General features: G+C 71.6%; 27 protein-coding genes and 1 pseudogene. 16 read left to right on the top strand and 12 right to left on the bottom strand.

Annotated features, from left to right (window positions below):
- Positions 1-7 precede the first annotated feature (7 nt).
- Entirely contained in the window at positions 8-1,006 is a 999-nt protein-coding gene (locus ACZ7LU_RS08840; RefSeq protein WP_468084660.1) for a GlxA family transcriptional regulator, read from the bottom strand.
- A 243-nt stretch (positions 1,007-1,249) separates the two neighbouring features.
- On the opposite strand from ACZ7LU_RS08840, the gene ACZ7LU_RS08835 reads away from it, so the two are divergent.
- The 3 genes from ACZ7LU_RS08835 to ACZ7LU_RS08825 all read left to right on the top strand — a co-directional run bounded on the left by ACZ7LU_RS08835 (position 1,250) and on the right by ACZ7LU_RS08825 (position 3,949).
- Complete coding sequence (locus ACZ7LU_RS08835; protein WP_471916185.1) at positions 1,250-1,834, top strand: isochorismatase family protein; 585 nt, start codon at positions 1,250-1,252, stop codon at positions 1,832-1,834.
- On the top strand, positions 1,834-2,592 hold the full coding sequence (locus ACZ7LU_RS08830) for a cysteine hydrolase family protein (RefSeq protein ID WP_471916184.1): 759 nt from the start codon (positions 1,834-1,836) through the stop codon (positions 2,590-2,592). Before ACZ7LU_RS08835 ends, ACZ7LU_RS08830 begins: the two co-directional genes overlap by 1 nt.
- A 223-nt stretch (positions 2,593-2,815) precedes the next feature.
- Complete coding sequence (locus tag ACZ7LU_RS08825) at positions 2,816-3,949, top strand: hypothetical protein (RefSeq protein ID WP_471916183.1); 1,134 nt, start codon at positions 2,816-2,818, stop codon at positions 3,947-3,949.
- A 61-nt stretch (positions 3,950-4,010) separates the two neighbouring features.
- Here ACZ7LU_RS08825 and murJ read toward each other — a convergent pair whose 3' ends face one another.
- Both murJ and ACZ7LU_RS08815 read right to left on the bottom strand, forming a co-directional pair.
- A complete protein-coding gene (gene murJ / locus ACZ7LU_RS08820; protein WP_471916182.1) occupies positions 4,011-5,603 on the bottom strand; it encodes a murein biosynthesis integral membrane protein MurJ in 1,593 nt (530 codons plus the stop codon).
- A gap of 137 nt (positions 5,604-5,740) precedes the next feature.
- Positions 5,741-6,934 carry an MFS transporter gene (locus ACZ7LU_RS08815; RefSeq protein ID WP_471916181.1) on the bottom strand — a complete coding sequence of 398 codons (1,194 nt, stop codon included), beginning with the start codon at positions 6,932-6,934 and terminating at the stop codon, positions 5,741-5,743.
- 73 nt (positions 6,935-7,007) lie between these two features.
- On the opposite strand from ACZ7LU_RS08815, the gene ACZ7LU_RS08810 reads away from it, so the two are divergent.
- Both ACZ7LU_RS08810 and ACZ7LU_RS08805 read left to right on the top strand, forming a co-directional pair.
- Positions 7,008-7,766, top strand: coding sequence for a DeoR/GlpR family DNA-binding transcription regulator (locus tag ACZ7LU_RS08810; protein ID WP_471916180.1), 759 nt, complete (start codon positions 7,008-7,010; stop codon positions 7,764-7,766).
- Positions 7,767-7,770: 4 nt separating this feature from the next.
- On the top strand, positions 7,771-8,451 hold the full coding sequence (locus ACZ7LU_RS08805) for an HAD family hydrolase (protein WP_471916179.1): 681 nt from the start codon (positions 7,771-7,773) through the stop codon (positions 8,449-8,451).
- On the opposite strand, the gene ACZ7LU_RS08800 is transcribed toward ACZ7LU_RS08805, so the two are convergent.
- Positions 8,441-9,049 carry a TetR/AcrR family transcriptional regulator gene (locus ACZ7LU_RS08800; protein WP_471916178.1) on the bottom strand — a complete coding sequence of 203 codons (609 nt, stop codon included), beginning with the start codon at positions 9,047-9,049 and terminating at the stop codon, positions 8,441-8,443. The genes ACZ7LU_RS08805 and ACZ7LU_RS08800 overlap by 11 nt on opposite strands.
- 108 nt (positions 9,050-9,157) lie before the next feature.
- Here ACZ7LU_RS08800 and ACZ7LU_RS08795 point away from each other — a divergent pair, with 108 nt between their 5' ends.
- The 3 genes from ACZ7LU_RS08795 (at position 9,158) to ACZ7LU_RS08785 (ending at position 12,067) form a co-directional block, all read left to right on the top strand.
- Positions 9,158-10,657: a cytochrome P450 gene (locus tag ACZ7LU_RS08795; RefSeq protein ID WP_471916177.1), complete on the top strand. Its 1,500-nt coding sequence runs from the start codon at positions 9,158-9,160 to the stop codon at positions 10,655-10,657.
- Between the two features lie 85 nt (positions 10,658-10,742).
- Positions 10,743-11,045 (top strand): hypothetical protein, encoded by a 303-nt coding sequence (locus tag ACZ7LU_RS08790; protein WP_471916176.1) that lies wholly within the window; start codon positions 10,743-10,745, stop codon positions 11,043-11,045.
- Positions 11,042-12,067: a glutathione S-transferase family protein gene (locus ACZ7LU_RS08785; RefSeq protein ID WP_471110141.1), complete on the top strand. Its 1,026-nt coding sequence runs from the start codon at positions 11,042-11,044 to the stop codon at positions 12,065-12,067. The genes ACZ7LU_RS08790 and ACZ7LU_RS08785 overlap by 4 nt, the downstream gene beginning before the upstream one ends.
- 123 nt (positions 12,068-12,190) lie before the next feature.
- Here ACZ7LU_RS08785 and ACZ7LU_RS08780 read toward each other — a convergent pair whose 3' ends face one another.
- Both ACZ7LU_RS08780 and ACZ7LU_RS08775 read right to left on the bottom strand, forming a co-directional pair.
- The gene (locus ACZ7LU_RS08780) at positions 12,191-13,420 is read right to left on the bottom strand and encodes a glycosyltransferase (RefSeq protein WP_471916175.1); all 1,230 of its coding nucleotides are present in this window, start codon (positions 13,418-13,420) and stop codon (positions 12,191-12,193) included.
- Positions 13,421-13,629: 209 nt separating this feature from the next.
- Positions 13,630-14,385, bottom strand: a pseudogene (locus tag ACZ7LU_RS08775) (MerR family transcriptional regulator); the annotation flags it as partial.
- Between the two features lie 209 nt (positions 14,386-14,594).
- Here ACZ7LU_RS08775 and rpmF point away from each other — a divergent pair.
- Together rpmF and ACZ7LU_RS08765 are read left to right on the top strand one after the other, a co-directional pair.
- A complete protein-coding gene (gene rpmF / locus ACZ7LU_RS08770) occupies positions 14,595-14,765 on the top strand; it encodes a 50S ribosomal protein L32 (RefSeq protein WP_398304371.1) in 171 nt (56 codons plus the stop codon).
- A gap of 5 nt (positions 14,766-14,770) precedes the next feature.
- Entirely contained in the window at positions 14,771-15,976 is a 1,206-nt protein-coding gene (locus tag ACZ7LU_RS08765) for a GTP-binding protein (RefSeq protein ID WP_471916174.1), read from the top strand.
- A 12-nt stretch (positions 15,977-15,988) separates the two neighbouring features.
- Here ACZ7LU_RS08765 and ACZ7LU_RS08760 read toward each other — a convergent pair whose 3' ends face one another.
- Positions 15,989-16,222: a hypothetical protein gene (locus ACZ7LU_RS08760; protein ID WP_471916173.1), complete on the bottom strand. Its 234-nt coding sequence runs from the start codon at positions 16,220-16,222 to the stop codon at positions 15,989-15,991.
- Between the two features lie 5 nt (positions 16,223-16,227).
- On the bottom strand, positions 16,228-16,872 hold the full coding sequence (locus ACZ7LU_RS08755; RefSeq protein ID WP_471916513.1) for a TNT domain-containing protein: 645 nt from the start codon (positions 16,870-16,872) through the stop codon (positions 16,228-16,230).
- Positions 16,873-17,122: 250 nt separating this feature from the next.
- Between ACZ7LU_RS08755 and ACZ7LU_RS08750 the strand changes: the two genes are divergently transcribed.
- Positions 17,123-18,361, top strand: a complete 1,239-nt coding sequence (locus ACZ7LU_RS08750) for a lactonase family protein (RefSeq protein WP_471916172.1) — start codon at positions 17,123-17,125, stop codon at positions 18,359-18,361.
- A 45-nt stretch (positions 18,362-18,406) separates the two neighbouring features.
- On the top strand, positions 18,407-19,798 hold the full coding sequence (locus ACZ7LU_RS08745; protein WP_471916171.1) for a HEAT repeat domain-containing protein: 1,392 nt from the start codon (positions 18,407-18,409) through the stop codon (positions 19,796-19,798).
- A gap of 67 nt (positions 19,799-19,865) precedes the next feature.
- Here ACZ7LU_RS08745 and ACZ7LU_RS08740 read toward each other — a convergent pair whose 3' ends face one another.
- The gene (locus tag ACZ7LU_RS08740; RefSeq protein ID WP_471916512.1) at positions 19,866-20,459 is read right to left on the bottom strand and encodes a cysteine hydrolase family protein; all 594 of its coding nucleotides are present in this window, start codon (positions 20,457-20,459) and stop codon (positions 19,866-19,868) included.
- A 75-nt stretch (positions 20,460-20,534) separates the two neighbouring features.
- Between ACZ7LU_RS08740 and ACZ7LU_RS08735 the strand changes: the two genes are divergently transcribed.
- Positions 20,535-20,822, top strand: coding sequence for a YkvA family protein (locus ACZ7LU_RS08735; RefSeq protein ID WP_471916170.1), 288 nt, complete (start codon positions 20,535-20,537; stop codon positions 20,820-20,822).
- Here ACZ7LU_RS08735 and ACZ7LU_RS08730 read toward each other — a convergent pair.
- The 3 genes from ACZ7LU_RS08730 to ACZ7LU_RS08720 form a co-directional block, all read right to left on the bottom strand.
- Positions 20,787-21,503, bottom strand: a complete 717-nt coding sequence (locus ACZ7LU_RS08730; protein ID WP_468714247.1) for a DUF2470 domain-containing protein — start codon at positions 21,501-21,503, stop codon at positions 20,787-20,789. The genes ACZ7LU_RS08735 and ACZ7LU_RS08730 overlap by 36 nt on opposite strands.
- Positions 21,504-21,646: 143 nt before the next feature.
- On the bottom strand, positions 21,647-22,303 hold the full coding sequence (locus ACZ7LU_RS08725) for an MBL fold metallo-hydrolase (RefSeq protein ID WP_471916169.1): 657 nt from the start codon (positions 22,301-22,303) through the stop codon (positions 21,647-21,649).
- A complete protein-coding gene (locus ACZ7LU_RS08720) occupies positions 22,303-23,388 on the bottom strand; it encodes an S-(hydroxymethyl)mycothiol dehydrogenase (protein WP_471110160.1) in 1,086 nt (361 codons plus the stop codon). The genes ACZ7LU_RS08725 and ACZ7LU_RS08720 overlap by 1 nt, the downstream gene beginning before the upstream one ends.
- Positions 23,389-23,506: 118 nt before the next feature.
- On the opposite strand from ACZ7LU_RS08720, the gene ACZ7LU_RS08715 reads away from it, so the two are divergent.
- The 3 genes from ACZ7LU_RS08715 (at position 23,507) to ACZ7LU_RS08705 (ending at position 26,243) form a co-directional block, all read left to right on the top strand.
- Positions 23,507-24,283: an ABC transporter permease gene (locus tag ACZ7LU_RS08715; RefSeq protein WP_471110163.1), complete on the top strand. Its 777-nt coding sequence runs from the start codon at positions 23,507-23,509 to the stop codon at positions 24,281-24,283.
- 67 nt (positions 24,284-24,350) lie between these two features.
- Complete coding sequence (locus tag ACZ7LU_RS08710) at positions 24,351-24,842, top strand: glutathione peroxidase (RefSeq protein ID WP_468084640.1); 492 nt, start codon at positions 24,351-24,353, stop codon at positions 24,840-24,842.
- Positions 24,843-25,019: 177 nt separating this feature from the next.
- Positions 25,020-26,243, top strand: a complete 1,224-nt coding sequence (locus tag ACZ7LU_RS08705; protein WP_468559740.1) for a D-alanyl-D-alanine carboxypeptidase family protein — start codon at positions 25,020-25,022, stop codon at positions 26,241-26,243.
- Positions 26,244-26,314: the final 71 nt, after the last annotated feature.

The raw sequence follows: 26,314 nt of genomic DNA, 5'->3' as shown, positions 1-26,314 counted from the left end.
CGCCCGGTCAGGGCACCTGAGGCACCCGGAACCGGCGCCGGTACTCCGTCGGCGTCGTGTTCAGTCGGCGGCGGAAGGCACGGACGAGCGTGTCGGTCGTGCCGAAGCCGCACAGGGACGCGATGCGGTCCAGCGTGGCGTCGGAGGACTCCAGCTCGTGGCGGGCCTTCTCGACGCGCACCGATTCGATGTACGCGTGCGGGGTCATGCCCAGTTCGTTCTTGAACAGGCGGGTCAGGTGACGGTCGCTGACATGGGCGAAGGCGGCGAGGTCCACCACGGTGAGCGGCTCGGCGATGTGCCCCAGGATGTGGTGGCGCAGGTCCTCGATGCGCCGGGTGGTGGAGACCTGCTCCAGCGGGACGCTGAACTGGCTCTGACCGCTGGAGCGCTTGAGGTACATCACCAGTTGGCGGGCCACCCGCAGGGCGACGGCCTCGCCGAGGTCGTCGGCGATCAGGGCGAGGGAGAGGTCGAGACAGGCGCTGATCCCCGCGCCGGTCCACACGTTGCCCTCGCGGATGAAGATCGGGTCGGCGTCGACCTCCACCTCCGGGTGGTCGGAGGCCAGTTGAGGCGCGGTCGACCAGTGCGTGGTGGCCCGCTTGCCGTCGAGCAGCCCTGCGGCGGCGAGCAGATGCGCCCCGACGCAGACGGAGGTGATCCGGCGCGTCCGCGCCGCGAGCACCTTCACCCAGTCGACCAGGGCGGGGTCGACGAGAGGGTGGACGCGCCCGTCGTCGTCGACGTCCACGGCCCCCGGCACGATGAGGGTGTTGATGCCGCGCTCGGCGGCCTCCGCGAAGGTGAGGTCGGGCAGCACACGGACACCGGCGCCGGTGGTGACCGGGTCCATGGTCTCGGCGGCGAGGACCACGTCGTAGGCGGCCGCGTCCGAGGTCTCCCGGCGGGCCAGGGCGAACACCTCCGGCGGCCCGGTGATGTCGAGCAGGTCCACATCCTCGAAGATCACGATCACGATGAGTCGTTTCGCGGTTTCCGCCACGCTTCTCTTCCCCCTGGTGTTGCTGCCGCTGGGCCAACCAGCCGTAGGACCGGGCCAACCAGCCGTGGGGCTGGGCCAACCAACCGTAAGGCCGCGCCACCCAACCCTAGGTCGGTATCTGCATGTTAGACGTCATTGTCGACACCGCCGTCGGCTCATAGCGTTGTGGACACAGCCACCCGGACCGACAAAGGGCCGAGGTCGGGCTGTGTTTCTCCTACGCGATGCAAAGGCGGTACACCCATGTCCAGGACCACGCTGCGCGAGCTGAACGGCTTCGTCCAGGCGCCCGCGAAGCTGGCCGAGTCGACGCTCATCCTGATCGACTTCCAGAACACCTACACCCAGGGCGTGATGGAGCTCGACGGCTGGGAGCAGTCCCTCGACGCCGCCGCGCAGCTGCTGGCCCGGGCCCGCGCTGCCGGCACGATGGTCGTGCACGTCATCAACGACGGCGGGGAGGGAACCCCGTACGACATCCGGGCGGAGATCGGCCAGATCCACCCCAAGGTCGCCCCTGTCGAGGGTGAGCCGGTCGTCGTCAAGCAGGTCCCGAACGCGTTCGTCGGCACCGACCTGGCGAGTCACCTCAAGGAGGGCCAGGACGTCGTCATCGCGGGGTGGATGACCCACATGTGTGTCGCCTTCACGGCACAGGGCGCGTTTCTGAACGGCAACCGTCCCACGGTCGCCGCCGATGCCACCGCCACCCGCTCGCTGCCCGTCGCCGGCACCGACGTCCCCGCCGACCAGGTGCACCAGGGCGCCCTCGCCACCATCGCCGACCTGTACGGGGTCGTCACCGCCTCCCAGAAGGAGATCGTCTGATGAAGCCGCTGCACTCGAAGCCGCTGCATTCGAAGCCGCTGCGTTCGCTCGTCGTCCTGGGTGCCGCCGCCCTGCTCGCGGCCACCGTGACCGCATGCGGTGGAGACACCGAGGCCGCCGCCCGCACCGACCGGAACGACAAGAAGCCGTCGCCGTCCGCCGAGCAGAACGTCGCGAAGGACACCACGACGCTTCGCACGATCATGAAGCTCGACGAGACCCCGGCGAAGCTGTCCAACGCCGCGCTGGTCCTCGTCGACTACCAGAACGTCTACACCGGCGGCCCGATGGAGCTCACCGGCTGGCGCGATTCGGTGGACAACACCAAGGCGCTGCTGGAGCGGGCCCGCAAGGCCGGCACCCCGGTCATCCACATCGTGGAAAAGGGCTACGACCTCAAGTCGAAGGCCGGACAGATCATTCCGGCTCTCAAGCCGGCCAAGGGAGAGGCCGTCGTCGAGAAGGCCGTCCCCAACGGCTTCCACGACACGAACCTCAACGCGGAGCTCAAGAAGACCGGCCGCAAGAACGTCATCATCGCCGGCTTCATGACCCACATGTGCACCCTGTTCACCACCGAGGGAGCCGTCTACAACGGCTACAACCCGACCGTGGTGGGCGACGCCTCCGCGACCCGGCCGCTGCCGGTCAAGGGCAACCCCAACGGCATCCCCGCCAAGCAGGTGCACGAGTCCGCGCTCGCCACGATCCAGGACCGCTTCGGCGTCGTGGTCCCCCAGCAGAGCGACATCAAGTAGCCGTCCCGGCCACTGTCTTCGGCGGGGAAGGAACTCCGGTTCCTTCCCCGCCGACGGGCGCGACATCCCGCGCCCTCCTCCAAAGCCCCACACCCCACACCCCTCATCCCCACCCCACCCCTCACCTCCCATCCCCCCAACCCGAAGGTCCCCCCATGAATTCGATCCCCACATCGAAAAGCCACCAGAAACAGATCAGCACAACGCAATGGAGAAAACGAAGATGGCTACCCGCAGAGGATTCATAGGCGGCGCTACCGGTGTCGGTACGGCGGCCCTGCTCGGCTACTCGGCATCCCCGAGCTCCGCGGCCACCGCGGCGGACAGCACCGTCACAGAGGCCGTGAGCCAGACGACGGCGCGAGCCTCGATGCTCGCCGTCAACGCCGGAATGCGCGACAACTACGCCGTTCTGAAAAAAGAGTTGATCAAACACCTCTCCCCGGTGGTCGTCGTGCAGAACGACGCCAAGGGGGGCCGGTTCACCCTGGTGACCAAGGACGGACAGCAGTCCGCCAATCCCGTGTCGGAGACGTTCGAGCTGGCGAAGTCCATCGCTCACGTCCCGCTCGGCATCTTCTCCGTGATCGCCTCCTACCTGGCGAACAAGGTGCCGAACCTGCCGAACGCCAACCGCATCGACGCCCACGACCTCGTCATGGTGGCGTTCAACAGCAACACGTCCACGGCGTGGATCGAGCCGCTGCAGGCGTACGCCGCCAAACTCGCCACGGCCCGCCGCCAGCTCGCCTCCGCCGGTCTGCCCACGGCCCTGACCACCTCGTGCGGCAACATCCTCGACGGTGCCCAGAAGTTCATCAGCGCCTCGGTCTCGGCCAAGAAGTTCGACATGGCGTCCTTCGTGACCTTCTCCGGCAGCGTCTACCCCGACATCCGCACCAACATGGAGCACGCCTCGCAGGCCCAGATCAAGGGCGTGCAGGACATCATGAAGACCTGGCGTGCCAAGGTCGGTGAAGAGGCGTGGGCCGACCTGTACTGCGTGGTCCTTTCGCAGTGGACGACGAGCGTCCTCAACCAGAACACCATCATCATCAAGGACTGCATGAACGCGGCGAAGGTCGCCACCCACCTGATCGACCTGCCCGGCCTGGAGCCGCCGGCGGACCCGGTCTTCACCGCGCTCGACAACCTCGCGCGGATCGTGCAGGACAACATCGCCGCCGAGATGGTCTTCCCCAAGGACACGAAGGTCGCCGACGCGCTGAAGGGCCAGCAGGACCTGCTGTCCGACGAGATCCTCATCCAGCTCGGCAGCAACACGACGACTCCGATGGCCGCGCCCAACTACAACTCGGTCGCCTCGGGCTCAGGGGTGTGCCCGGTCCCGCACTAGCCCGCGAAACCCCACCGGCTCCGGGCGCGTACCCGGAGCCGGTGGTTCGGTCAGTCGCCGGTCACCGGCGCAGCATGCGCAGCTCCCCTATCCTCAGCAGCCGGGCGAGCGCGAGGTAACCCGCCACCATCGTCACACCGCCGGCCGCCAGACCGAGAGCCGTCGCCGCCGTGCCGGTGAGCGAGGTCTCGCCGCCCGCGCGGGCGGCGGCCCAGCCGAGGGCTCCGGCCAGGCCGGAGGCCAGGGTCAACTTGCCGTAGGTGCGGACCAGGCGGCGTCCGTCGAGGTATCCCCCGAGACGGCGGCGCAGCAGCCGCGCGGTGAGCAGCAAGCCCACGGCGTACGAGAGCGTGTAGGCGGCGGCCATGCCGGTGACGGCCCAGCGCGCGGGCAGCAGCAGGTGGCAGGCGGTGGCCAGGGCTATGTTCACGCTCGCCACCCAGACCGCCATCCAGAACGGGGTGCGGGTGTCCTCGTAGGCGTAGAAGCCGCGGAGCAGGAGGTACTGCGCGGAGAAGGGGATGAGGCCCAGGCCGAACGCCTGGAGCATATGGCCGAGCGGTTCGGTGGCCGCGGCGTCGGAGGCGCCGTGGGCGAAGAGCAGTTCGGCGGTCTGCGGCCCGAAGGCGAGGAAGAAGAACCCGGCCGGCACGATCACCGTCCCTGTGACGCGCAGCGCGCGGGACAGCTCACCGCGCAGGTCGGCGGTGCGGCCCTCCGCCGCGGCCTTGCTCATCCGGGGCAGCAGCGCGGTCACCAGGGAGACGGTGACGATGGACTGGGGCAGGAGCCAGATGGTCTGTGCGTACGAGTACGCCGTGTAGCCGGCGCCGGCGTGCGGCAGGCGCTGGTCGGCGGCGTTGGCGTAGTTCGTGACGACGGTCAGCGCGACCTGGTTGGCGAGGACGAGCAGCAGCGTCCAGCGGGCGGCCCTGACGCTCCTGCCGAGGCCGGTGCCGCGCCAGTCGAAGCGTGGCCGCAGGCGCAGGCCGGCGGCCCGCACGAACGGCACGAGAGCGAGGGCCTGCAGGGCGATGCCGCAGGTGGTGCCGATCCCGAGGAGCCTGACCTGGTCGGCGGTGATCCCTTGGACGCTGTCGGGCACGGTCATCAGGCTCAGGTAGGCGCCGAACATGGCGACGAGCACCACGTTGTTCAGAACCGGGGTCCACATCATCGCCCCGAACTTCTCGCGGGCGTTCAGGACTTGGCCGAGTATGCCGAAGAGCCCGTAGAAGAAGATCTGCGGCAGCAGGAAGCGCGCGAAGACCACGGTGAGCTGGAAGGCCTCGTGGGTGGCCGGCGTGTCTCGCATGTAGAGCGCGACGATCTGCGGGGCCGCCCACACCGCGAGGGCCGTGCCGACACCGAGGACGCAGACGACCAGCGTGATGAGGCGCTGCTCGAAGGCCGTCCCGCCGTCGGCGTCGTTCGCCCGGGCGCGCACCAGTTGGGGCACCAGGACGGCATTCAGCGCACCGCCGATCAGCAGGGTGTAGAGGCTGGTGGGGACGGTGTTGGCGGTGTTGTACGTGGTGGCGAGGAGGCCGGTGCCGAGGGCCGCGCCCTGGAGGACCTGCCGGATCAGGCCCGTGGCGCGGGAGACCACGGTCCCGAAGGCCATGAGAAGCGAGGAGCGTGCGAGGGTCACCATGTCGGCGGCACCTCATATCCGAATTCCATGCGCTTGATCGTCGCACGCGCCTCTGACAGCGGACCCCGGGCCCGCGCTTGCCTGCGTGGGCCGGGGAAGCACCTGTCCACCGCCAAGTCCCGCCGCACGCTCCCGCATCACTTCAGGACGGGTTTCGCCGCTTCCTGATCCTGGCGCTGGTCCCGCAGGACGCCCGCCGTGCAGGCCGCGATCGCACAGAAGGCCACCGGCAGGAAGAACGTGAGGTTGAGCGGCATGAGGTGGGTCAGCGGGCCGATGACCGCGGGGCCCGCGAGCATGCCGAGGTAGCCGAGGCCCGCGACGCGGGACACATTGGCCCCCGCCGCGTCGCGATCCGCGTGGCCCGCGGCGCTGAAGAGCTGCGGGATGCACCCGGAGAGCCCGGCGCCGAACACGGTCCAGCCGATGAGGGCCGGCAGGATCCAGGGTGACAGGGCCGCCACCGTCAGACCGAGCGCGGCCACGGTCGCACCGTGGCGGAGGATCGCCACCGGGCCGAACCGCGCGGCCACCCGGTCGGCGAGCAGGCGGCCGACGGTCATGGCCGTGGCGAAGGCGCCGTAGGCGAGCGCGGCGGTCGCCGCGGGCGCGTCCAGGACGTCGCGCAGCTGCAGCACACTCCAGTCGTTGGCCACGCCCTCGCAGAGCATGAGCATGAAGGCGAGGGCCGCGAGTGCCCAGATCCGCCGGGGAGTTGAGCGGCGGGACGTCGCGGGCTCCTCCGCTGCCGCCGCCATGTGCGGGGCCGGGGGCTCGGACCGCAGCAGCGCGGGAGCGGAGAGCGCGGCGGCCGCGAGGCCGAGCAGCGCCACCGCGCCGAGCGTCGCCGCCGGGCTCCAGCCCCGGCTCAAGGTGCCGGCGCCGAGCAGGGCGGCGAGGACGCCGCCGATGGAGAACGTGGCGTGGAAGGCGGACATGACGGGTCGTCGGTAGTGCCGTTCGACCTGTACGGCGTGGGCGTTCATGCTGACGTCCAGACAGCCGTTGCCGAAGCCCAGCGCCAGCAGTGCCATGCCCAGCGTCCATACGTCCGTGGCGAGCCCCGACAGGACCAGGGCCCCGGCGCACAGGGCCGCGCTGACCGGTACGACAGTGCGGGCGCCGAGCCGGTCGGTGAGCGGCCCGACGATCTGCATGCCCACGAATGCGCCCGCTCCGAGCAGCAGCAGGAGCCAGCCGAGCGCGGCGTGGCTGATCCCCGCGCGGTCTCCGACGGCGGGGATGTGGACGATCCACATGCCCATGAGGAAGCCGTTCAGCGCGAAGTAGGCGAAGGTGGCCACTCGGCCGGCCCGCAAGGTTCTGTCCATGACTTCGAACATAACGAACATCAGCCATGTTCGGAAGCTTGCTTATCGAACACGATGAATGTTTGACTTGGGTGTGGCCAGTACAGATCGACTGAGGCAGATCACCGACGCCGTGCGCGAGGCGGGACGGATCGGCGTCGCGGAACTCGCCGGACTCACCGGCGCCTCCGAAATGACCATCCGCCGTGACCTCGAGGTCCTCGCCGAGCAGGGCGTGCTCGAGCGCTACCGCGGCGGCGCGAGGAGCCTGCTGCTGCGCGGTGAGGAACCGCCTTTCGCGCTGCGGGAGCAGGAGGGCCTCGCGGGCAAGCGGCGCATCGCCGCCGCGGTGGCCGGGCTGATCGCCGACGGGGAGTCCGTCGTCGTCGACAGCGGCACCACCTGCCTGGAGGTCGCCCGCGCGCTGGAGCACCGACGCCTGACCGTGATGCCGCTGTCACTGCACGCGGTGAACGCCCTCACGGGCGGGCCGGACGTGACGCTGCTGGTGCCCGGCGGCCGGCCCCGCCCGGGCGAGCTGGCCCTCACCGGCCCGCTGACCACGGCGTCCCTGGCCGCCCTGCGCTTCGACACGGCCGTGATCGGATGCTGCGGACTCTCCGCGGCGGACGGCCTGACCGCCTACGACCTGGACGACGCGGCGGTCAAGCGTGCCGCGATCGGTTCGGCCCGCCGGGTGATCGCGGTCGCGGACGCCGCCAAACTCTCCCGTACCGCCCTGGCCTTCGTCGCCTCGGCCACCGCCCTGCACGCCGTCGTCACGGACGACGCGGCGCCGGACGAGGAGACCGACGCGCTGGCCGCCGCGGGCGTGACCGTACGAAAGGTGTGACCCCATGAGCCGCAGCCCTCAGCCCACAGCCGCGCCTGCCGCCCGGCAGGCAGCCACCCTCACCGCCACCGCCACCGCCACCGCCCACGACGTCGTGCTCTTCGACATGTTCGGCGTCATCGCGCACCACCAGTCCGAGGACGGCAAGACCCGGCTTGCGCGTATAGCGGGCGGGTCCGAACAGGCCTTCTGGGATGCTTACTGGGCGCTGCGGCAGCCGTACGACCGCGGGGACGTGACCGGCGCCGAGTACTGGGCGCGGGTGGCCGACGCGCTCGGCACCGACTTCGACGAGGCCCGGGTCGCGCGGCTCGTCGAGGCCGACCTGGCCAGCTGGAGCGGCGTCGACGAGACCATGGTCGCGCTGATCGAGGAACTCGCGGCGGCCGGCCGGCCGATCGCCCTGCTCTCCAACATTCCGGAGGAGCTGGCGGCCCACTACGAAGAGCGGCATTCGTGGCTCGGGCACTTCCAGGTGCGCGCCTTCTCCTGCCGCATCGGCCACGCCAAGCCCGAATCCGGCGCCTACCAGTGGTGCCTGGACGCGCTGGACACCGAGCCGGGCTGCGTCCTCTTCGTGGACGACCGCGAGGAGAACATCCGCGCCGCCGAGGCCGTCGGCGTGGCAGGCCACCTCTTCACGAGCGCCGCCCGGCTGCGCGATGTGCTCCGCCTCAGCGCGTGATGGCGCCCAATAGCGCCTTGGCGCACAGGTCACGCACCTGTTCCCGTGTCAGATCGGGCTCCTCCAGCCACTCCAGGCACACCGCCACCATGAAGGCGAGCCAGCCCCGCACCGCGAGGCGCAGTGCGGGCACGTCCCGTGTGATGTCCGCAGTGCACGGGTCCGCGGCCAGGGCGGCGAGGATCTGCCGCTCCTGGGCCGCGAGGCCCTTGCGGTAGACCTCGCGGACCAGCGGGTCGCCCGCGGCCTCGGCCCGGTGGAAGGCGCGGAAGCCCTGCGCGTGACTCTCCACGTACCCGAGGAACGCATCGAGGCCGGCGCTGACCTGCTCATGCACCGGCAGCCCCGGCACCGCCGCCGTCAGGCGCAGCATGCGCTCGCTCTCTCGATGCACCACGGCGGCGAAGAAGTCCCGTTTGGTCGGGAAGTAGTGGTACAGGAGGCCCCGCGAGACGCCTGCGATCTCGGCCACCCGCTCGATCCACACATCGTCGTAGGGCTTCTGCGCGAAGAGCCGCGCCCCGACCGAGAGCAGCTGCTCGCGCCGCTCCTCGGTGCTCAGTCTGCGGCGCGTGCGCTCCTGGGGGTTCGCGGCCATGCAGGCACCTTACTTGACGCGAATTCAATAGCGGTACCACACTGGGAGCTCCTATTGAATCCACGTACAACAGGCCCAACGGGCCCGTCGGACAAGGGAGATGGGCAGATGGCGCAGACGACGCGGTCCGCGGCGGCGGACAGTCCGGACGGGCGGCCCGCGCCCCCTGCTCCCCCGAAGGGGTTCCGCAGCGCCGAGCTCGGCTGGCCCGAGCTGCACCGCATCCCGCACCCGCCGCACCGCCTGCCGCTGCTCGGCGACATCCTCGGCGCCAACGTCCGCACGCCGCTGCAGGATTCGATGAAGCTGGCCCGCAGACTCGGCCCCATATTCCGGCGCAAGGCGTTCGGCAAGGAGTTCGTCTTCGTGTGGGGCGCCGAGTTCGCCGCCGACATGGCCGACGAGTCGAGGTTCGCCAAGCACGTGGGCCTCGGCGTCGCCAACCTCCGTCCGGTGGCGGGCGACGGGCTCTTCACCGCGTACAACCACGAGCCCAACTGGCAGCTCGCGCACGACATCCTCGCGCCGGGGTTCAGCCGCGAGGCGATGGCGGGTTACCACCCGTTGATGCTGGACGTCGCCCGGCAGCTGACCGCCCGCTGGGACGAACGCGAGACGGCGGGCCGGGCGGTGGACGTGCCGGGCGACATGACCAAGCTGACGCTGGAGACGATCGCCCGCACCGGTTTCGGCCACGACTTCGGCTCCTTCGAGCGCTCGGCGCCGCACCCGTTCGTGTCGGCGATGGTGGGCACGCTCTCCTTCGCCCAGCGCCGCAACGTCGTGCCGCCTCTGCTGACCCCGCTGGTGCTGCGCGGCGCCGGGCGGCGCAACGACGCCGACATGGCCTACCTCAACCGCACGGTCGACGCGGTGATCGCGGCTCGTCGGGCCACCCCCGGCTCGGGGTCGGGCGGCCAGGGGGATCTGCTCGACCGCATGCTGGAGGTCGCCCACCCGGAGACCGGCGAGCGGCTCACTCCGGAGAACATCCGCCGCCAGGTCATCACGTTCCTTGTCGCCGGCCACGAGACGACGTCCGGCGCGCTGTCGTTCGCGCTGCACTACCTGTCACGCTCTCCGGAAGTGCTCGCCCGCGCGCGGGCGGAGGTCGACGAGGTGTGGGGCTCCGAGGGGGAACCCGCGTACGAACAGGTGGCCAAGTTGCGGTACGTGCGCCGGGTGCTCGACGAGTCGCTGCGGCTGTGGCCGACCGCTCCGGGGTTCGCCCGCGAGGCCCGCGTCGACACCACGCTCGGCGGCGTCCACCCGATGCGCCGCGGCGCGTGGGCTCTGGTCCTCGCGACGATGCTGCACCGGGATCCCGCGGCGTGGGGCGAGCGTCCCGAGGAGTTCGACCCCGACCGGTTCGCCCCTTCGGCCGTACGCGGACGGCCTCCCCACGTCTTCAAGCCGTTCGGCACGGGAGCACGCGCCTGCATCGGACGTCAGTTCGCACTGCACGAGGCGACCTTGGTGCTCGGCCTGCTGCTGCGCCGCTACGACCTGCACGCCGATCCGGGCTACCGGCTGCGCGTCGCCGAGCGGCTCACCCTCATGCCGGACGGCCTCACCCTGCGGCTCACCCGCCGCGCCCGGGCGGCATAGGGGCCAATTGTCAGACCCGTGCGCGAGAGTGGAGACGGCATCCCCCGATGCCGACCACGCACCCAGCGCAGAGGAGTCGCTCGACATGACCGGCACGACGTCCGAGGAACTGCTCGCCGCACAGGCCTGCTTGCGCCTGCTGCACACGGCGCGCGCCGCGCTCTCCGACTCCGCGTCGGTCTCCCCCGTGGCCGCGGCGACGCTGCTCGCGGGGCCGATCGCGGAGGCCGACGAAGCGCTGCGCCGCGCGGGCCTCGCGGGCAACGAAGCAGGGCTCATCGACCGGATCTACGATCTCGCGCCGCCCCCGCGAGCCGCCGATCCGGAGCCGTCCGCGGGGCGGACCCCGATGCCCCGCTCCCGCGCGCGGGAAGGGAGCCAGTCATGAGCGCCGAGCAGGGCAACGCCTCGTACGGGCACAAGGAGTTCAAGCGTTCCAAGAGCCACTTCGCCGACCGCATCACGGCGGACGGCGGGGACGGCGGAGACGGCTGGCCGGTCGAGGCGGGCCGCTATCGCCTGGTGGTGAGCCGGGCCTGCCCATGGGCCGGCCGGGCGCTCGTCGCGCGCCGGCTGCTCGGCCTGGAGAGCGCGCTCTCCCTGGCCGTCACGGATCCGATCCAGGACGACCGGAGCTGGCGGTTCACCCTCGATCCCGACGACCGCGACCCGGTCCTCGGCATCCGCTTCCTCAGCGAGGCGTACGAGGCCCGTGAGAGCGGCTATCCGGGCGGCGTCAGCGTCCCCGCCGTCGTGGACGTCCCGAGCGGCAAGCTCGTCACGAACGACTACCAGCAGATCACGCTGGACTTCGCCACGGAGTGGACCGCCCTGCATCGGGAGGGCGCGCCGGACCTCTACCCCGAGCCGCTGCGCGACGAGATCGACACTGTCATGGAAGGCATCTACCGCGACGTCAACAACGGCGTGTACCGCGCGGGTTTCGCCCCGGACCAGTCCACGTACGAAATGGCGTGCCGCGATGTCTTCCGCCGCCTCGAGCTCACCTCCGAGCGCCTGGCGACCCGCCGGTACCTCGTCGGGGACACGATCACGGAAGCGGACATCCGGCTGTTCAGCACGCTGGTGCGGTTCGACGCGGTCTATCACGGCCACTTCAAGTGCAACCGCTGGAAGCTGGCCGAGGACCCGGTCCTGTGGGCGTACGCCAGGGATCTGTTCCAGACCCCCGGCTTCGGCGACACCATCGACTTCGACCACATCAAGCGGCACTACTACGAAGTACACACCGGCATCAATCCGACGGGCATCGTGCCGCTGGGCCCTGACCTCTCCGGGTGGCTGACGCCGCATCACCGGGAGCAGCTGGGCGGCCGCCCGTTCGGCGACGGCACGCCTCCGGGGCCCGTGCCCGCCGGGGAGGAGGTGCCGCCGACGGGGCGCCCCTGATTCTGGCCGGGGCCCGCGAGCCGGCCGCCCGCCTGCCCCGGAAGGCGACTGCCACCGGGAAGGTGACCGTTGCGGGGAGCTTGACCGTTGCAGGGAGGCTGACCCTTGCAAGGAAAGTGATCGTTACGGACAAGGCGCCGGCTGAAGGATCCGCTCGACGGCCTTCACCACCTCCCCGGCGCCGTCCTCCGTCGCCATCACCCTCGCAAGGCGGTCGGCGGCCCGCCCGTACGCGTCTTCGCGCACCGCGCGGCCGAGCGCCTCGGCGAGGCGGGGTGCGGTGAGCTGCCTGAACGGGATCAGATCGGCCGCCGCTCCCAAGGAGGCGAGCCGAGCCGCCCAGAAGGGCTGGTCCGCGGTGACCGGCACGGGGACGGCGGGGACACCCGCACGCAGCGCGGCCGCCGACGTCCCGGCCCCCGCGTGGTGCACCACGGCCGCCACCCGGGGGAACAGCAGCGCGTGCGGCACCTCGCCGACGGTGAGGATGTCGTCGCCGGACGCGGCGAGCCCGGCCCGGCCCGCCTGCAGCACGCCTCGCAGCCCGGCCGCGCGCAGCGCCGTCACCGCGATCTCGCTCAGCCGCTCGCCCTCCCCCGCCGCCATGCTGCCGAATCCGATGAACACCGGCGGCGGCCCGGCCCGCAGGAAGTCGTCGAGTTCCGGCGGGAGCGGGTTCTCGGGATCGTGGTGCGGCCACCAGTTGCCGACGACGTCGAGTCCGGCGCGCCAGTCCGCCGGCCGCGGTACCACGGCCGGGCTGAAGCCGTGCAGCACCGGCAGGCCCGCCCGCTCCTGCCGGGCGCGCATCACACGGGGCGCGGTGGCGGGCAGGGAGAGACGGGCGCGCAAGGCACGCACCGCGTCGGCGTAGACCCGGTCGACCATGCGCAGGGAAAAGCCGCCGAGGGCACGGTTCCCGAAGCCGCCGAGCGACCGCGTGCCGCCGATGACGGGCGGGAACTCTCTCGTGGGATGCGTGGGTTGGAGGTACGCCCCCAGCGTCGGCACGCCCATCGCCTCGGCCAGGTGCCAGCCGAGCGGCGCCGTGGTGGTGGAGAGCACCAGCAGGTCCGCGCCCCGCACGGCCGCGTCGACCAGGCCGCCGCCGAGGTCGCGGACGAAGACGGAGGCCGCCCGCATGAGCTCCTTGCGCCCGCCCGCGCCCTGCCGGCCGCCGGAGTCGGCGGGCAGCTCGCGGAACCTCAGGCCCGCGGCCTCGACGAGCGGCGCGAAGGTGCCGTGCGTGGCGAGTGCGACGTCGTAACCGGCTTCGCGGAGCCGGAAGCCCAGACCGGTGTAGGGGGCGACATCGCCGTACGAACCGGCCGCAGCGATCAAGATGCGCGTCATCGGCTTCCTTTGGGAGCAGAGGGGGCAGAGGAGGTGGAGGGGGTGGAGGGGGTGCAGAGGATGGCGGGCGAGGGAGCGGCAGCCTCACCCTCAGGTTTAGCGTCAGGGTTTACCGCGGCGTCACGAGCAGCCCGAGACCTGACGCGGGCCTCACCGTCGGCATCGGCACAAGCGCTGGCGCCAGCGCGGATGTCGCGGCAGCCAGCACCGGCATTCGCTTCCACCGCCGTACGCAGATACGCGGCGAGCCCCGGTCGCTGCTGGGGCGGTGGCACGACGAGGGCGAAGGCGCGGGGGTCCGTGGCGAAGTCGTCCGCGATGCGCAGATGCATCTCGGGCGGGCACGGCGTGAACCAGCGGGAGATGTGCTGCCGGTGGGCCTCGGCCAGTTCCCGCGCTCGCGCGCCGTCCGCGGGCTCCCCCGCGTCGAAGGCGGCGAGCAGCCCCTCCCGCCACAGCGCGGCCTCGCTCATGAGCCGCGCCCAGTCCTCCTTGGAGTGGTCGGCGGCACTTTTCATGGCCGCGCGATGGCCCGCGCTGTCCTGCCACTTCAGTTCGGCCTCAGTGGCGTAGCTCAGGTCGAAGGTGATCTCGCCGAACACCTCGAACCGCTCCTGGGGACTGAGACTCACCCCGGTCTGCTGCACCTCCATTGCCCGCTCGGCGACCTCCACCAGGCGCTCCAGCTTGTCGATCTGCTCGCGCAGCGCCCGGCGCCTGGCCTTGAGCTGGGCGAGGGCGTTGGCCTGGGGGTCGGCCAGGATCTCGGCTATCTCGTCGAGGGCGAAGCCGAGTTCGCGATAGAAGAGGATCTGTTGCAGCCGGGCGAGATCGGCGTCGCCGTAGAGGCGGTAGCCGCTGGGGCTGCGTTCGCCGGGCGTGAGCAGCCCGGCCCGGTCGTAGTGGTGCAGCGTGCGGACGGTGACCCCCGCGAAACCGGCGACCTGACCGACGGTGTAACTCATGGACCTCGCCTTTCGTCGACGCACAGCCTGCAGCCTGACGTGACGTGAGGGTCAACCGAGGGTCGGGCCGGAGTCGCCGCACCCCGGAAGCCGGGCAAGTTGTTAATGGGTTTCATTTTCATATAGCGTTGCCGTGCGGGCCTCCCCCGCACCCCCGCACCCCCGCACCCCCGCACCCCCGCACCCCCGCACCCCACCAGGAGGACCTCATGGCCGTACCGAAGCGGAAGATGTCGCGCAGCAACACCCGGCACCGTCGCGCCCAGTGGAAGGCCACCACCCCGCAGCTGGTGCCCGTCACCGTCGACGGCGTGCCGCACATGGTGCCGCAGCGCCTGGTCAAGGCGTACGAGCGCGGTCTGCTGCGCCCGGAGAGCTGACGCACATGACGCACGCACGACCCGCGACGGCCGGCCGGCTGCCCGTGACCGTCCTGTCCGGCTTCCTCGGCGCGGGCAAGACGACGCTGCTCAACCACGTTCTCGCCAACCGCGCGGGCCTGCGCGTCGCGGTGATCGTGAACGACATGAGTGAGATCAACATCGACGCCGCCCTGGTGCGCGGCGGCGAGGCCGCGCTGTCGCGCACCGAGGAGCGCCTGGTCGAGCTGACCAACGGCTGCATCTGCTGCACGCTCCGCGACGACCTGCTCGAAGAGGTCGGCCGGCTGGCCTCCGAGGGCCGCTTCGACCATCTCCTCATCGAGTCCAGCGGCATCTCGGAGCCGATGCCGGTGGCCGCGACGTTCGCGTTCCCGCGCGACGACGGCGCGACGCTCGGCGACCTCGCCCGCCTCGACACGATGGTGACGGTGGTCGACGCCGCGAACTTCCTTGCGGAACTGTCCGCCGGTGACGGCCTGGTGGAGCGCGGCCTGGATCAGTACGAGGACGACGAGCGCACCGTCAGCGACCTCCTGATGGACCAGGTCGAATTCGCCGACGTCATCGTCCTCAACAAGCTCGATCTTGTCGACGCGGAGAGCGCCGACCGGCTCACGGCCACCCTCGCGCGCCTCAACCCGCTCGCCCGCATCGTGCCCGCCACCCGGGGGCGGGTGGAGCTCGCCCAGGTCCTCGACACCGGCCTGTTCGACCTGGAGCGCGCCCAGCAGGCACCCGGCTGGGTGCGGGAACTGAACGGTGACCACGTGCCGGAGACCGAGGAGTACGGGATCTCCAGCACGGTGTTCCGCGCCCGCCGGCCCTTCCACCCCGGCCGCCTGTGGTCCTTCGTCACGGAGGAGATGGACAGCGGCGGCTTCGGGCGGATTCTGCGCTCCAAGGGGTTCTTCTGGCTGGCGAGCCGGCCCAGGATCACCGGGCTGTGGTCACAGGCGGGCTCCGTCGCCCGCTTCGAGCCCTCGGGGGCGCGCACCACGGACGACATGCAAGGCCAGGAGCTCGTCTTCATCGGCGTCGACCTGCGCGCCCGGGAACTGCGCGCGGCTCTGGAACGGTGTCTGCTTGCCGATGGCGAGGAGGTCCCGTCGTACGATCCGTTCCCCGCGTGGGACGCGCACGGCGTGGACGCCTGCGAGGCCGAGAGCGGACCGGAGGCCGCCCTCGGCCTGCTGCCGACTGCCCGGTAGCGCGACGCACGGTCAGATCAACTGGTGTAGCAGGTGGGCGCAGGCCGCCGCCTCGTCCGCGTGCCGGGCGAGGGGGTGGTGCGCGCCTCGCTCGTACGTTCCGACCTCCCACGCCCCGTCCTCGGTCCTGCGCAGGTAGACGAAGTCTGGGGGTGTGGGGGTCGGTTCGTGGACGCCCTCGATCCAGTAGTAGCCGTCGGCCACGTGGGCGGCGCGCAGAGCCGCCGCGGCTTCTCCGACGTCCACGGGCGTCAGTCGTTCGCGGGCTCGAGGTACCCGTGGTCCAGGAGCCACTTCACGTTGAGGCGCTGGCCCTCGCCCGGGTCCAGGAAGACCGGGTCCAGCTTGATCTGCTGGCCGCGGCCGGGCTGCTCGAACCAGGGGGCGATGCGGCCCTGCCAGACGTAGAAGGGCTTGTTGACCTCGTAGACGCGGTAGTCGCAGGCGAACGCGGCGTCGCGGGTGTTGAGGTTCTGCGGAGGCAGCGCGCGCTTCGCGTAGGAGTCCCCGGCGGGCGCGAGGTACCCGCCGTACTCCGAGCCGAAGCGGTCCAGCTCCTCGCCCTTCTCCAGGAGTTCGGGGTGCTTGTCGACGTGGCCGTTGATTGTTTCGAAGCCGTCGTTGGGCGGGTACTTCCAGCTGCCCGTGTCGGCCGACCCCTCCCAGTACTTCTTCAGGAAGGCCTTCGGCGACAGCTTGCCCGTCCGCTTCCAGTCCTTCAGGAGCGGGCCGACGGGCCGCTGCCACTTCTTGGGGAGCCAGGCGGGGCCGAGGCGGGCGTCACCGCGGAACTCCCCCGTGCACGGCTCGTGCACGGCACCGGCGGCCACCGGGGGTGCCGGTGCGGCGGTGGCGGTCGCGGTGGCCGTGGCGCTCGCGGAGGGTGCGGCCGCCATGGTGCCCGCTGCTCCGAACGCGGCCAGGACGGTGCTGATCCTGATCAGACGGCTGTGGTCCACTCGGCAACTCCTGTACGTCTACGGGCATTCGACAACAATCGCTCGCACACCGTATCGGAGTGATGACTCTCGGCGTACGGCAAACAGGTGCGCGCCCCGTGCCGACGTGGGTGCCTCTTGTCCCTTTCCTCGGACACCGGGCACTGTGTTGGCCACATCCGTCACCACCGACGCACGAGGTGCAGGCATGAACAGCGGAACAGGGTCGGCCACGGGTTCCGGGAGCGGCAGCCCGGGGCGGCGGCGGTTCATCGGCGCACTCGTGGGGGCTGCCGGCGCGGGAGCTCTGTCGTCGGTGTCGGCCTGCGCGTCGTCGGACCCAGCGGGCCCGGAGCGCCGGGACCGCGTACGCCAGGACCCCGCCACCTCGGCCGCCCACCGGCCGCGCCGCGAGGGGCAGTTGTTCCTGGGGACGTACACCTCGCAGGAAGGCGGCGGTTCGGGGATCGGCCTGGCGACGTACGACGACGTGACGGGCCGCATCACCGGAACCGGGACGCTCACCGGCGTCCCCGACCCCTCATACCTGGCGCTGCACCCTTCAGGCCGTACGCTCTACGCCGTCAACGAGCGGAACAAGGGCGGCGTGACCGCCGTCGCGCTCTCCTCCTCCGGCAAGCACGACGTCCTCGGCACGCGGGACACCGGCGGCGCGGGCCCCTGCCACCTCTCCGTGCACCCCGGCGGGAACTGGTTGCTGAGCGCGAACTACAACTCCGGCAGTGTGGCCGTGCACCCCATCGGGGCGTCGGGCGCGCTGGGTGAGCGGACGGACCTCGTCACGCACTCCGCGCCGCCGCCGGGGCCCGGCCAGGAGGGTCCGCACGCCCACCAGATCATCACGTCCCCGGACGGCCGCCACATCCTCGCCGTCGACCTCGGCAACGACACGGTGTACACCTACCGCCTCGACGAGAAGGCGGGCACGCTCCGCCGCGTCTCGCACGCGACGTTCCGGCCGGGCGCGGGTCCGCGCCACCTCACCTTCCACCCCTCGGGCCGCTTCGCCTACCTCGCCGCCGAGTTGGACAACACGGTCGTCGTCTGCGCGTACGACCCCGCCACCGGCCGCCTCACCCCGGGCAGGCCGCAGCCGACCGGCACCGGGGAAGGCACCAGCTATCCGGCGCAGATCGTGGTGACGCGCGAGGGCCGTTTCGCCTTCCTCGCCAACCGTGGGCACAACAGCATCACCCGGTACGCCATCGAGCGCGCCGGCGCCCGCCTCCGGCTCCTCGACACGGTTCCCGTCGAGGGTGACTTCCCCCACCAGCTCGCGTTCTCCCCGTCGCAGCGCCTGCTGTTCACCGCGAACCAGAAGTCGGGCTCGGTGAGCGTCTTCAAGGTCGACGCCCGCACCGGCACACTCCGACTCGCGGGCACACCGTTCGCCTCACCGGTCGCGGTGTGCGCGCTGCCTCTCTAGCCTCGTACACACGTACGGCGTAGGCCGGAACAAGGGGGCGGGTGGATGGACGCGGAGGACGGGCTCGGGGTACGGCTCGTTTCGGCGGTGCGGGCGGGGGACGCCGACGCGGTACGGGCGTTGCTGGAAGAAGGGGCCGATCCGGACGCGGTGGACATGGTGGACGCCGTTGACGCGAGCGGGCTGTCGGTGCTGGGGCTCGCCGTGGCGGCGTACGACGCGGCGGTCGCCGACGTGCTCGTGGAGGGCGGGGCCGATCCCGACCGGGTGCTTCCGGACGGGACCACACCGCTGTGGCGCGCGATCGACGGCGGTTCATACTCGGTCTTCTCGGCCGTCCTCGGCACGGAGCCGCGGCTGCGGCTGCCGGAAGCCACGCGGGACCGGTTCATCGCCCTGGCCCGGGGCTGGTGCGAGACGGGCGTCGAGGAGGAGCTGCGGCGGAGGACCGGCGCGGTGGGGCCCGCGGTCACGGAGCGGGTCGCGGACGGCGAGTACGACTGGGTCGACCAGGTCTCCCTTGGCGGGCTCGTCGTACGGGCCGGGCACGGCGGCATCCTGACCGCGCTCGAATGGGCCTTCCGCATCCTGACCCCCGTCGACGACCTGGTCGCCCGCGCCGTGCGGCACCCGGACGAGCAGCACGCCGACTGGTCGGCGATCTGCTGGGTCCTCGCCGGGCGCCGCAGCCATGAGACCTGGTCGGCCGTGGTCGCCCACCGCCACCATCACGACCCGGCGCACCGGCGGTTCGTGGCGGACTACCTTCGGCTGCGTTCGTTCGTCGACCCCGGGCGTCATCACTACGGGAAGAAGGAGACCGAGCTCCTGATCGCCTGGGCCGCCGAAGAGACGGACAGCGCGGTCCTGGCCACCGTCCTCAACGCCCTCACCGAGTACGAGCACCCCGATCAGGAGGCCGTCGGACTCCGTCACGCGGGCCACCCCGATCCCCGCGTACGCCGCGAGGTGCCGTACACCCTCGTCACGAACGACGGGCTGCGTTCACCGGCCGCGCGGGACGCGGTGCTCGCCCTCACCCGCGACCCGGACGTGGAAGTGCGGCTCCGGGCCTGCGAGGTGGGAGCGGACGACGAGGCCCTGTGGCCCGAGGTGACCCGGGCGCTGCTCCCCATGGCCGAGAGCTCGGACGCCGCCGCGCGCCGCGGGGCGGCGGTGGCCCTGGCCGCGTCCCGGGACCAGGCGCCCGCCGTCGCGGAGGCCCTGCTGTCGCTGCTGGACGAAGACGACCTGCTCGTGCGCCTGGAGGCCGCCTGGGGTCTCGCCCGCCGCGACGACCCGCGGACCGAGGAGGCGTACGAGCGCGTGGGGCCGCTCGGCCCGGGTTTCGAGCACGATCACCGGGCGCTCGAGCTCTGGAACTGGAGGTGGCGGAGGCAGGAGGCGGACTCACCCTCGGGCCCTGCCGCCGACTGACACCAGGTCGCACGGTCGGCCCGGGCGGCCGTGCGCCCATGCCCCCGGGCCGCGCCCGTGCTCGCCGCTACGGCTTCATGAAGCTCACATCGGCCGCCCGTGCGACGATCTCGGCCTCGTCGCCGAGGGTCCACTCCGCCACGCGCGACACCGTCGCCGCGGGCACCACGTCGCTGATGCCCTCCGCGGCCGGGATGTCGTACGTCGCGTGCGCGTCGTGGGGAAGGACGACGCGGAAGCCCAGCTCCAGGGCGGTACTGGCCGTCGCCCTGACGCACATCTCCGACATCACGCCGCAGACGGCCAGGTCCCGTACACCGGCGTCGCGCAGCAGTTCTTCGAGCCGGGTGTCCTCGAAGCCGTCGTCGACGGTCTTGCGCACGACGGTCTCGCCCCGCTCGGTGTCGACGGGCAGATGGAGCTCCCAGCCGGGGGTACCCGGCTCGTCGGGGGTGCCGGGCTCTCCGTCGTTCTGCAGTTGGACGACGAGCGCGCCGTTCTCGCGGGCCTCGGCCAGGAGACCCGTCACCCGGTCAAGGAGCCGCTCCGCGTCGGGCACGGCGTCGTCGCCGGCGACGAAAGCGGACTGCATGTCGACGATGATCAGTGCCTGAACGGGCGGGACGGGCTCGGTGGGCACGAGAGAAGAGGAGGGCTGCATGAGCTTCGGCGGCTTTGTCACCACGCCATCATCCCTGCGGGACGCGGAACCTCAACTGGATTACCGTGCGTGGGTATGAGCACGGACCTGACCGTATTCCTTGTCGGCGCCGCCGTTCTGGTCGCCGCGACCCTCGCCGTCGCGGTCGTGTTGCTCGTACGTCTCGTCCGGACCCGCCGCTCCCTGCGCAGAGCCGGGCTTCCCGTCGAGCGGCAGTGGGTCTTCTGGGGCGCGGTCGCCTATCTCGTACTGCCCACCGATCTGTTGCCCGATCCGGTGCTGCTCGACGACATCGGGGTGCTGGTGCTGGCGTTGCGGTCGATGCGGTCAGCCTCCGACGGGCCGCCCGCGCCGCGTGGTTGAGAGGCGGGCCTTCATCAGGAGTGCGTGCATGCACTCCGTGACCTGCGTGACGTCCTCGACGAGCTGGTGGAAGGGGAGGCGGACGTCCGCCTGGCCGCGGGCGCGTTCGAGGCGCAGCGAGATCCCGTGCCGGTCGATGGCGAGCGGGCGGACGCGCACCACGCCCTGGAGGCTGTCCGGGCTGATGAGGCGGGTGAGCTGCTCGACGGCGTCCGGGTGCGCGTCGGCGAGGTGGGTGAGCAGGCGTGACTCCGCCTCGGCGAGCGGGTCGGGGACCGTCAGGGCCAGTTCGTCGAGCTCGATTCCCTGGCGTTCCCCGGTGGAGTCGTGCAGCACGGCGCACGTCGGCTCGAAGACGAGGTGCTCCCCGTCGTGCGCCAGTGTCCCCGAGAGCCAGAGCCGCGCGCGGATCCGGTCCCTGAGCGGCACCGGCGCCACGTCGGCGAACTCGACCATGGTGGACGGTTCGCCGCGCGGCATGCAGATGAGGGCGGCGGCGAGCGCGCTGTCCTCGGGCGGTGACAGCAGGAGCCTGCCGTCCTCGGTGACGGTGTGCGCGCCCACGAGTTCGTCCCTGCCGATCTCTGTGGTCACCGCGCAGGACCACGCGGTGGCAAGCACGGAACGCGCGCGTGCCGCCGCTGTGGGCACGGTCGTGCTGCTGCTGTGACGGACACCCATTCTCAACCTCCATTAGGTAAGGCTTGCCTAACTTATCGAAGATTGCGGAACAGGGCCAGTACGCCTCATGGCCCCGCGCGGCGAACCACGCGGGGCCATGAGGCAGTCGGTGCCAGTCGGCGGAACTAAGCGTTCCGCACCGTTCAGTGTCCCCTGGCGATCCACTCCTCCAGGTGCGGCGCCTCGGCGCCCACCGTGGTGCTGTCGCCGTGTCCGGTCCGCACCACCGTCTCGGGTGGCAGCGTCAGCAGCCGCTCCTTGATGGACTCCACGATCGTCGGGAAGTCGCTGAAGGAACGGCCCGTCGCACCGGGACCGCCGGCGAACAGCGTGTCGCCGGTGAACACCGTGCCGAGGCCGGGCGCGTACAGGCTCACGGCGCCGTGGCAGTGGCCGGGCGTGTGCAGCACGGTCAAGGTCGTGCCCGCGACGGCCAGTTCCTGCCCGTCGGACAGCTCACCGTCCGGAGCACGGTCGGGATGGGTCCGCTTCCACAGCTCCGTGTCGGCCGGGTGCAGCAGGATCGGCGCGCCCGTGCGCGCCGCGAGCGCCGGGGCCGCGTCGATGTGGTCGTCATGGGCGTGGGTGCAGACGATCGCGACCAGCCGCCGCTCCCCCACCGCGGCCGCGATGGCGTCCGCGTCGTGCGCGGCGTCGATGACGACGCACTCGCTGTCGTCGCCCACGATCCACACGTTGTTGTCGACGTCCCAGGTGCCGCCGTCCAGCGAGAAGGTCCCGGACGTCACGAGGTGGTCGACGCGCGCGCCGGACGCGCCCGCCGTGGTTTCGGCCGCCATCAGAACATCACCACCGAACGGAGGACGTCGCCGTGGTGCATGCGCTCGAAGGCCTTCTCGACGTCCTCCAGCGCGATGGTCTCCGTGACGAACGCGTCCAGGTCCAGGCGCCCCTGCTGATACAGGTCGATGAGCATCGGGAAGTCACGGGACGGCAGGCAGTCGCCGTACCAGCTCGACTTGAGCGCGCCGCCGCGCCCGAAGACGTCGAGCAGCGGCAGCTCGATCCTCATCTCCGGCGTCGGGACGCCGACCAGGACGACCGTGCCCGCCAGATCGCGGGCGTAGAAGGCCTGCTCGTACGTCTCCGGGCGGCCGACCGCCTCGATGACGACGTCGGCTCCGTTGCCGCCGGTCAGCTCGCGAACCGCCTCGACGGGGTCGGCGGAGCGCGAGTTGACCGTGTGCGTGGCGCCGAGGCCCTTCGCCGTCTCCAGCTTCTTGTCGTCGATGTCCACGGCGATGATCCGCGCGGCTCCCGCGAGGCGGGCCCCCACGACGGCGGCGTTGCCGACGCCACCGCAGCCGATGACGGCGACCGAGTCGCCCCGGCCGACCTCGCCGGTGTTGATGGCGGCGCCGATGCCCGCCATCACTCCGCAGCCGAGGAGTCCGGCCGCGGCCGGGGAGGCGGCCGGGTCGACCTTGGTGCACTGCCCGGCGGCGACGAGGGTCTTCTCCGCGAAGGCCCCGATGCCGAGCGCCGGGGAGAGCTCCGTGCCGTCGGTCAGGGTCATCTTCTGCTTCGCGTTGTGCGTGTCGAAGCAGTACTGGGGGCGGCCGCGCAGACACGCCCGGCACTGGCCGCACACCGCGCGCCAGTTGAGGATCACGAAGTCGCCGGGCGCGACCTCGGTGACGCCCTCACCCACCGCCTCGACGACACCCGCCGCCTCGTGCCCGAGGAGGAACGGGAAGTCGTCGTTGATACCGCCCTCCCGGTAGTGCAGGTCGGTGTGACAGACCCCGCACGCCTGGACCTTCACCACGGCTTCTCCCGGGCCCGGATCCGGGACGATGATCGTCTCGATCCGTACCGGCTCGCCCTTCGCGCGCGCGACCACGCCCTGCACCTGCTGCGCCATGACTTCAGCCCTTCTTTCTCCACACGTCTTTCCCACCACATCGTTACAGGTCGAGCGCCGTGATACAGCAGGTGGAGCAGTCGCAGGAGAGACGGCCCCCGCGATCTAGGGTGAGCCCGTGCGCAATCTCGCGGCCCAGGCCCTTCTGCCGGTCAATACGGCGCTCGCCGTCGCCCTGCTCGTGCTGCTGCTGGCCGCCGCGACGACGGCGGCCGTCTGCCGGCTCGCACCCGACGGCTCGCGCGGCAGGGCGCGGGAGATCCTGATCGCTGGCGTACGCGCCACCGCGCAACTGGCCGTCGTCTCCCTGGTGATCGCCTGGGTCGTGCACCACGTGGCCGCGCTCTTCGCCTTCCTGCTCCTGATGTTCGCCGTGGCCACGCGCACCGCGGGCCGTCGCATCACCCCGAACGGCACCTGGTGGTGGGCGGCGCTCCCCATCGCGGGCCCCGTCGCCCCCGTGGTGACCGGCCTCACCCTCGCGGGCCTGCTCCCCGTACAGGGCATCGCCATGATTCCCGTGACGGGCATCCTCATCGGCGGGGCGCTCACCGCGACGGTCCTCGCGGGCCGTCGCTCCCTCGACGAACTCCGCACCCGGTACGGCGAGTTCGAGGCCGGCATCGCCCTGGGCCTGCCCGACCGCGACGCACGCCTCGAGGTCATCGGCCGGGCCGCGTCGGACGCCCTGCTGCCCGGACTCGACCAGACCCGCACGGTCGGTCTCGTCACCCTGCCCGGCGCCTTCGTCGGCATGCTCCTGGGCGGCGCGTCCCCGGCACTCGCCGGAGCCGTCCAGCTCTTCGTCCTGATCGCCCTGATGGCGGTCCAGGCGATCGCCGTGGCACTCACGGTCGAACTGGTCGCGCGAGGCCGACTGCACCGCGAGACGTAGGCGACGGAATCGGACCCCGACAGCATCGGACTCACCCACTCCGCGCGGTCGGCGTAGGCTCGCCACCATGTCTGTTTACGACGCGGTAGAGATCGAAAGCCTGCAGGGCGGCCCCGCCGACCTGCGCCAGTACGAGGGCAAGGCCGTCCTGGTCGTCAACGTCGCCTCCAAGTGCGGGCTCACCCCGCAGTACGCGGGTCTGGAGCGGCTCCACGAGCAGTACGCGAGCCGGGGCTTCAGCGTGCTCGGCGTGCCCTGCAACCAGTTCATGGGGCAGGAGCCCGGCACCTCCGACGAGATCGCCGAGTTCTGCTCGGCGACGTACGGCGTGACCTTCCCGATGACGGAGAAGGTCGACGTCAACGGCGAGGCGCGGCATCCGCTGTACGGGAAGCTCGTGGGCACGGCTGACGCCGAGGGGCACACCGGCGACATCCGGTGGAACTTCGAAAAGTTCTTGATCGATCCGGCGGGCAACGTCGTGGCCCGCTTCTCGCCCCAGACCGAGCCCGACGCCCCCGAGCTCGTCGCGGCCGTCGAGAAGCACCTGCCGGCCTGACTGACCTCCGGACGACCGGACCGTCGGGTGCGTCCACCCGGCGGTTCGGGTCCTGGCGGGTCGGGTCCTGGCGGTTCGGGTCCCGGCGGTTCAGGCGCTCCGGGCGGCGGTCCGGGGATACCTCCAGCCGGGCCAAGCCGATCTGCGGACTCCCGGCGGCGCTCCTACGGTGGCTGAATGGTCATCAGGAACCTTTCGCGCTCCTCCTCCGTACGCGCCGGGGCCCTCTCCCTCGGCGCTCTGGTCCTCCTGTCCTCACCGGTTGCCGCCTCGGACGTCCCGGCCGAACCGGCGCCCCCGCGGCCGCTCCCCGCGTACTCGTCCGCCCTGCTCGACCGGCCCGGTGTCCAGGTCAGGCCCGGCCTCGGCGCGCCCGCGCTGCCCGCCGACGTGTCCGCCCGCGCGTGGCTCGTGGCAGACGCCGGTACGGGAGAGGTGCTCGCGGCACGGGACGCGCACCGCCCGCTGCCGCCCGCCTCGACGCTCAAGTCCCTCTTCGCCCTGTCGACGCTCTCCCGGCTCGACCCCGAGCTGCGGCACGTCGTCGCGGAGCACGAGCTGGACGGGGTGGGCGAGGGCAGCAGCATGGTGGGCGTGGCGGAGGGCCGCGCCTACCGGGTCGCCGACCTGTGGCGCGGCGTGTTCCTCAGCTCCGGGAACGACGCCGTGCACGTTCTGGCGGGTCTCAACGGTGGCCTGGAGAAGACCGTTCGGGAGATGCGGGCCAAGGCGCGCGAGCTGGGCGCGAACGACACGCACGTGGTGTCGCCCGACGGCTACGACGCCGCCGGGCAGGTCTCGTCGGCGTACGACCTGGCGGTCTTCGGCAGGGCCGGGCTCGCCGACCCGGAGTTCGCCCGCTACTGCTCGACCCGCGTCGCGCACTTCCCAGCGGGAGGCTGGTCGTACCCCATCCAGAACACCAACCGGCTGCTGACCGGCGCCGACGGCGTGGCGCCCTACCCGGGCCTGCTCGGCGTCAAGAACGGTTACACCAGCCACGCGGGCGCTACGCTGATCAGCGCGGCCCAGCGTGACGGGCGCACGCTCGTCGTCTCGGTGATGAACCCGAGAGGGGGAAGCGGGCGCGCCGTGTACGAGGAGGCGAGGGCGCTGCTCGACTGGGGGTTCGCTGCGGCCGGGAAGGTGCGGCCGGTCGGCTCGCTGCAGCCGCCGCCGAAGAAGGTCCGCACGGCGCCGGCCGCGAGTCCCGCGCACGCGGCCGGACAGTCCGCCTTGGCCGTGCAGCCGGGGGACTCCGACTGGCCGGCGGTGCTGCTGGTCGTCGCGGGCTCCGTCGTCCTGCTCGCAGGCTGTGTCGTGGCGGCCCGGCGGCGGACAGTCCGGCGCCGGAGGGCTACGGTGGCCCGACGCACGGACCCCGAACGCGCCGTGGACTAGGACGGCCTCCCGGGATCCATGGGGTACGTGGGGGGTGTAGGTGGATCGGGTGCGGCTGGTGTCGTCCAGTA

This window comes from Streptomyces sp. NPDC039462 (assembly GCF_055639375.1).
Note: the sequence above shows the minus strand (reverse complement) of the source record. Positions and strands in the feature narration are given on the sequence as shown.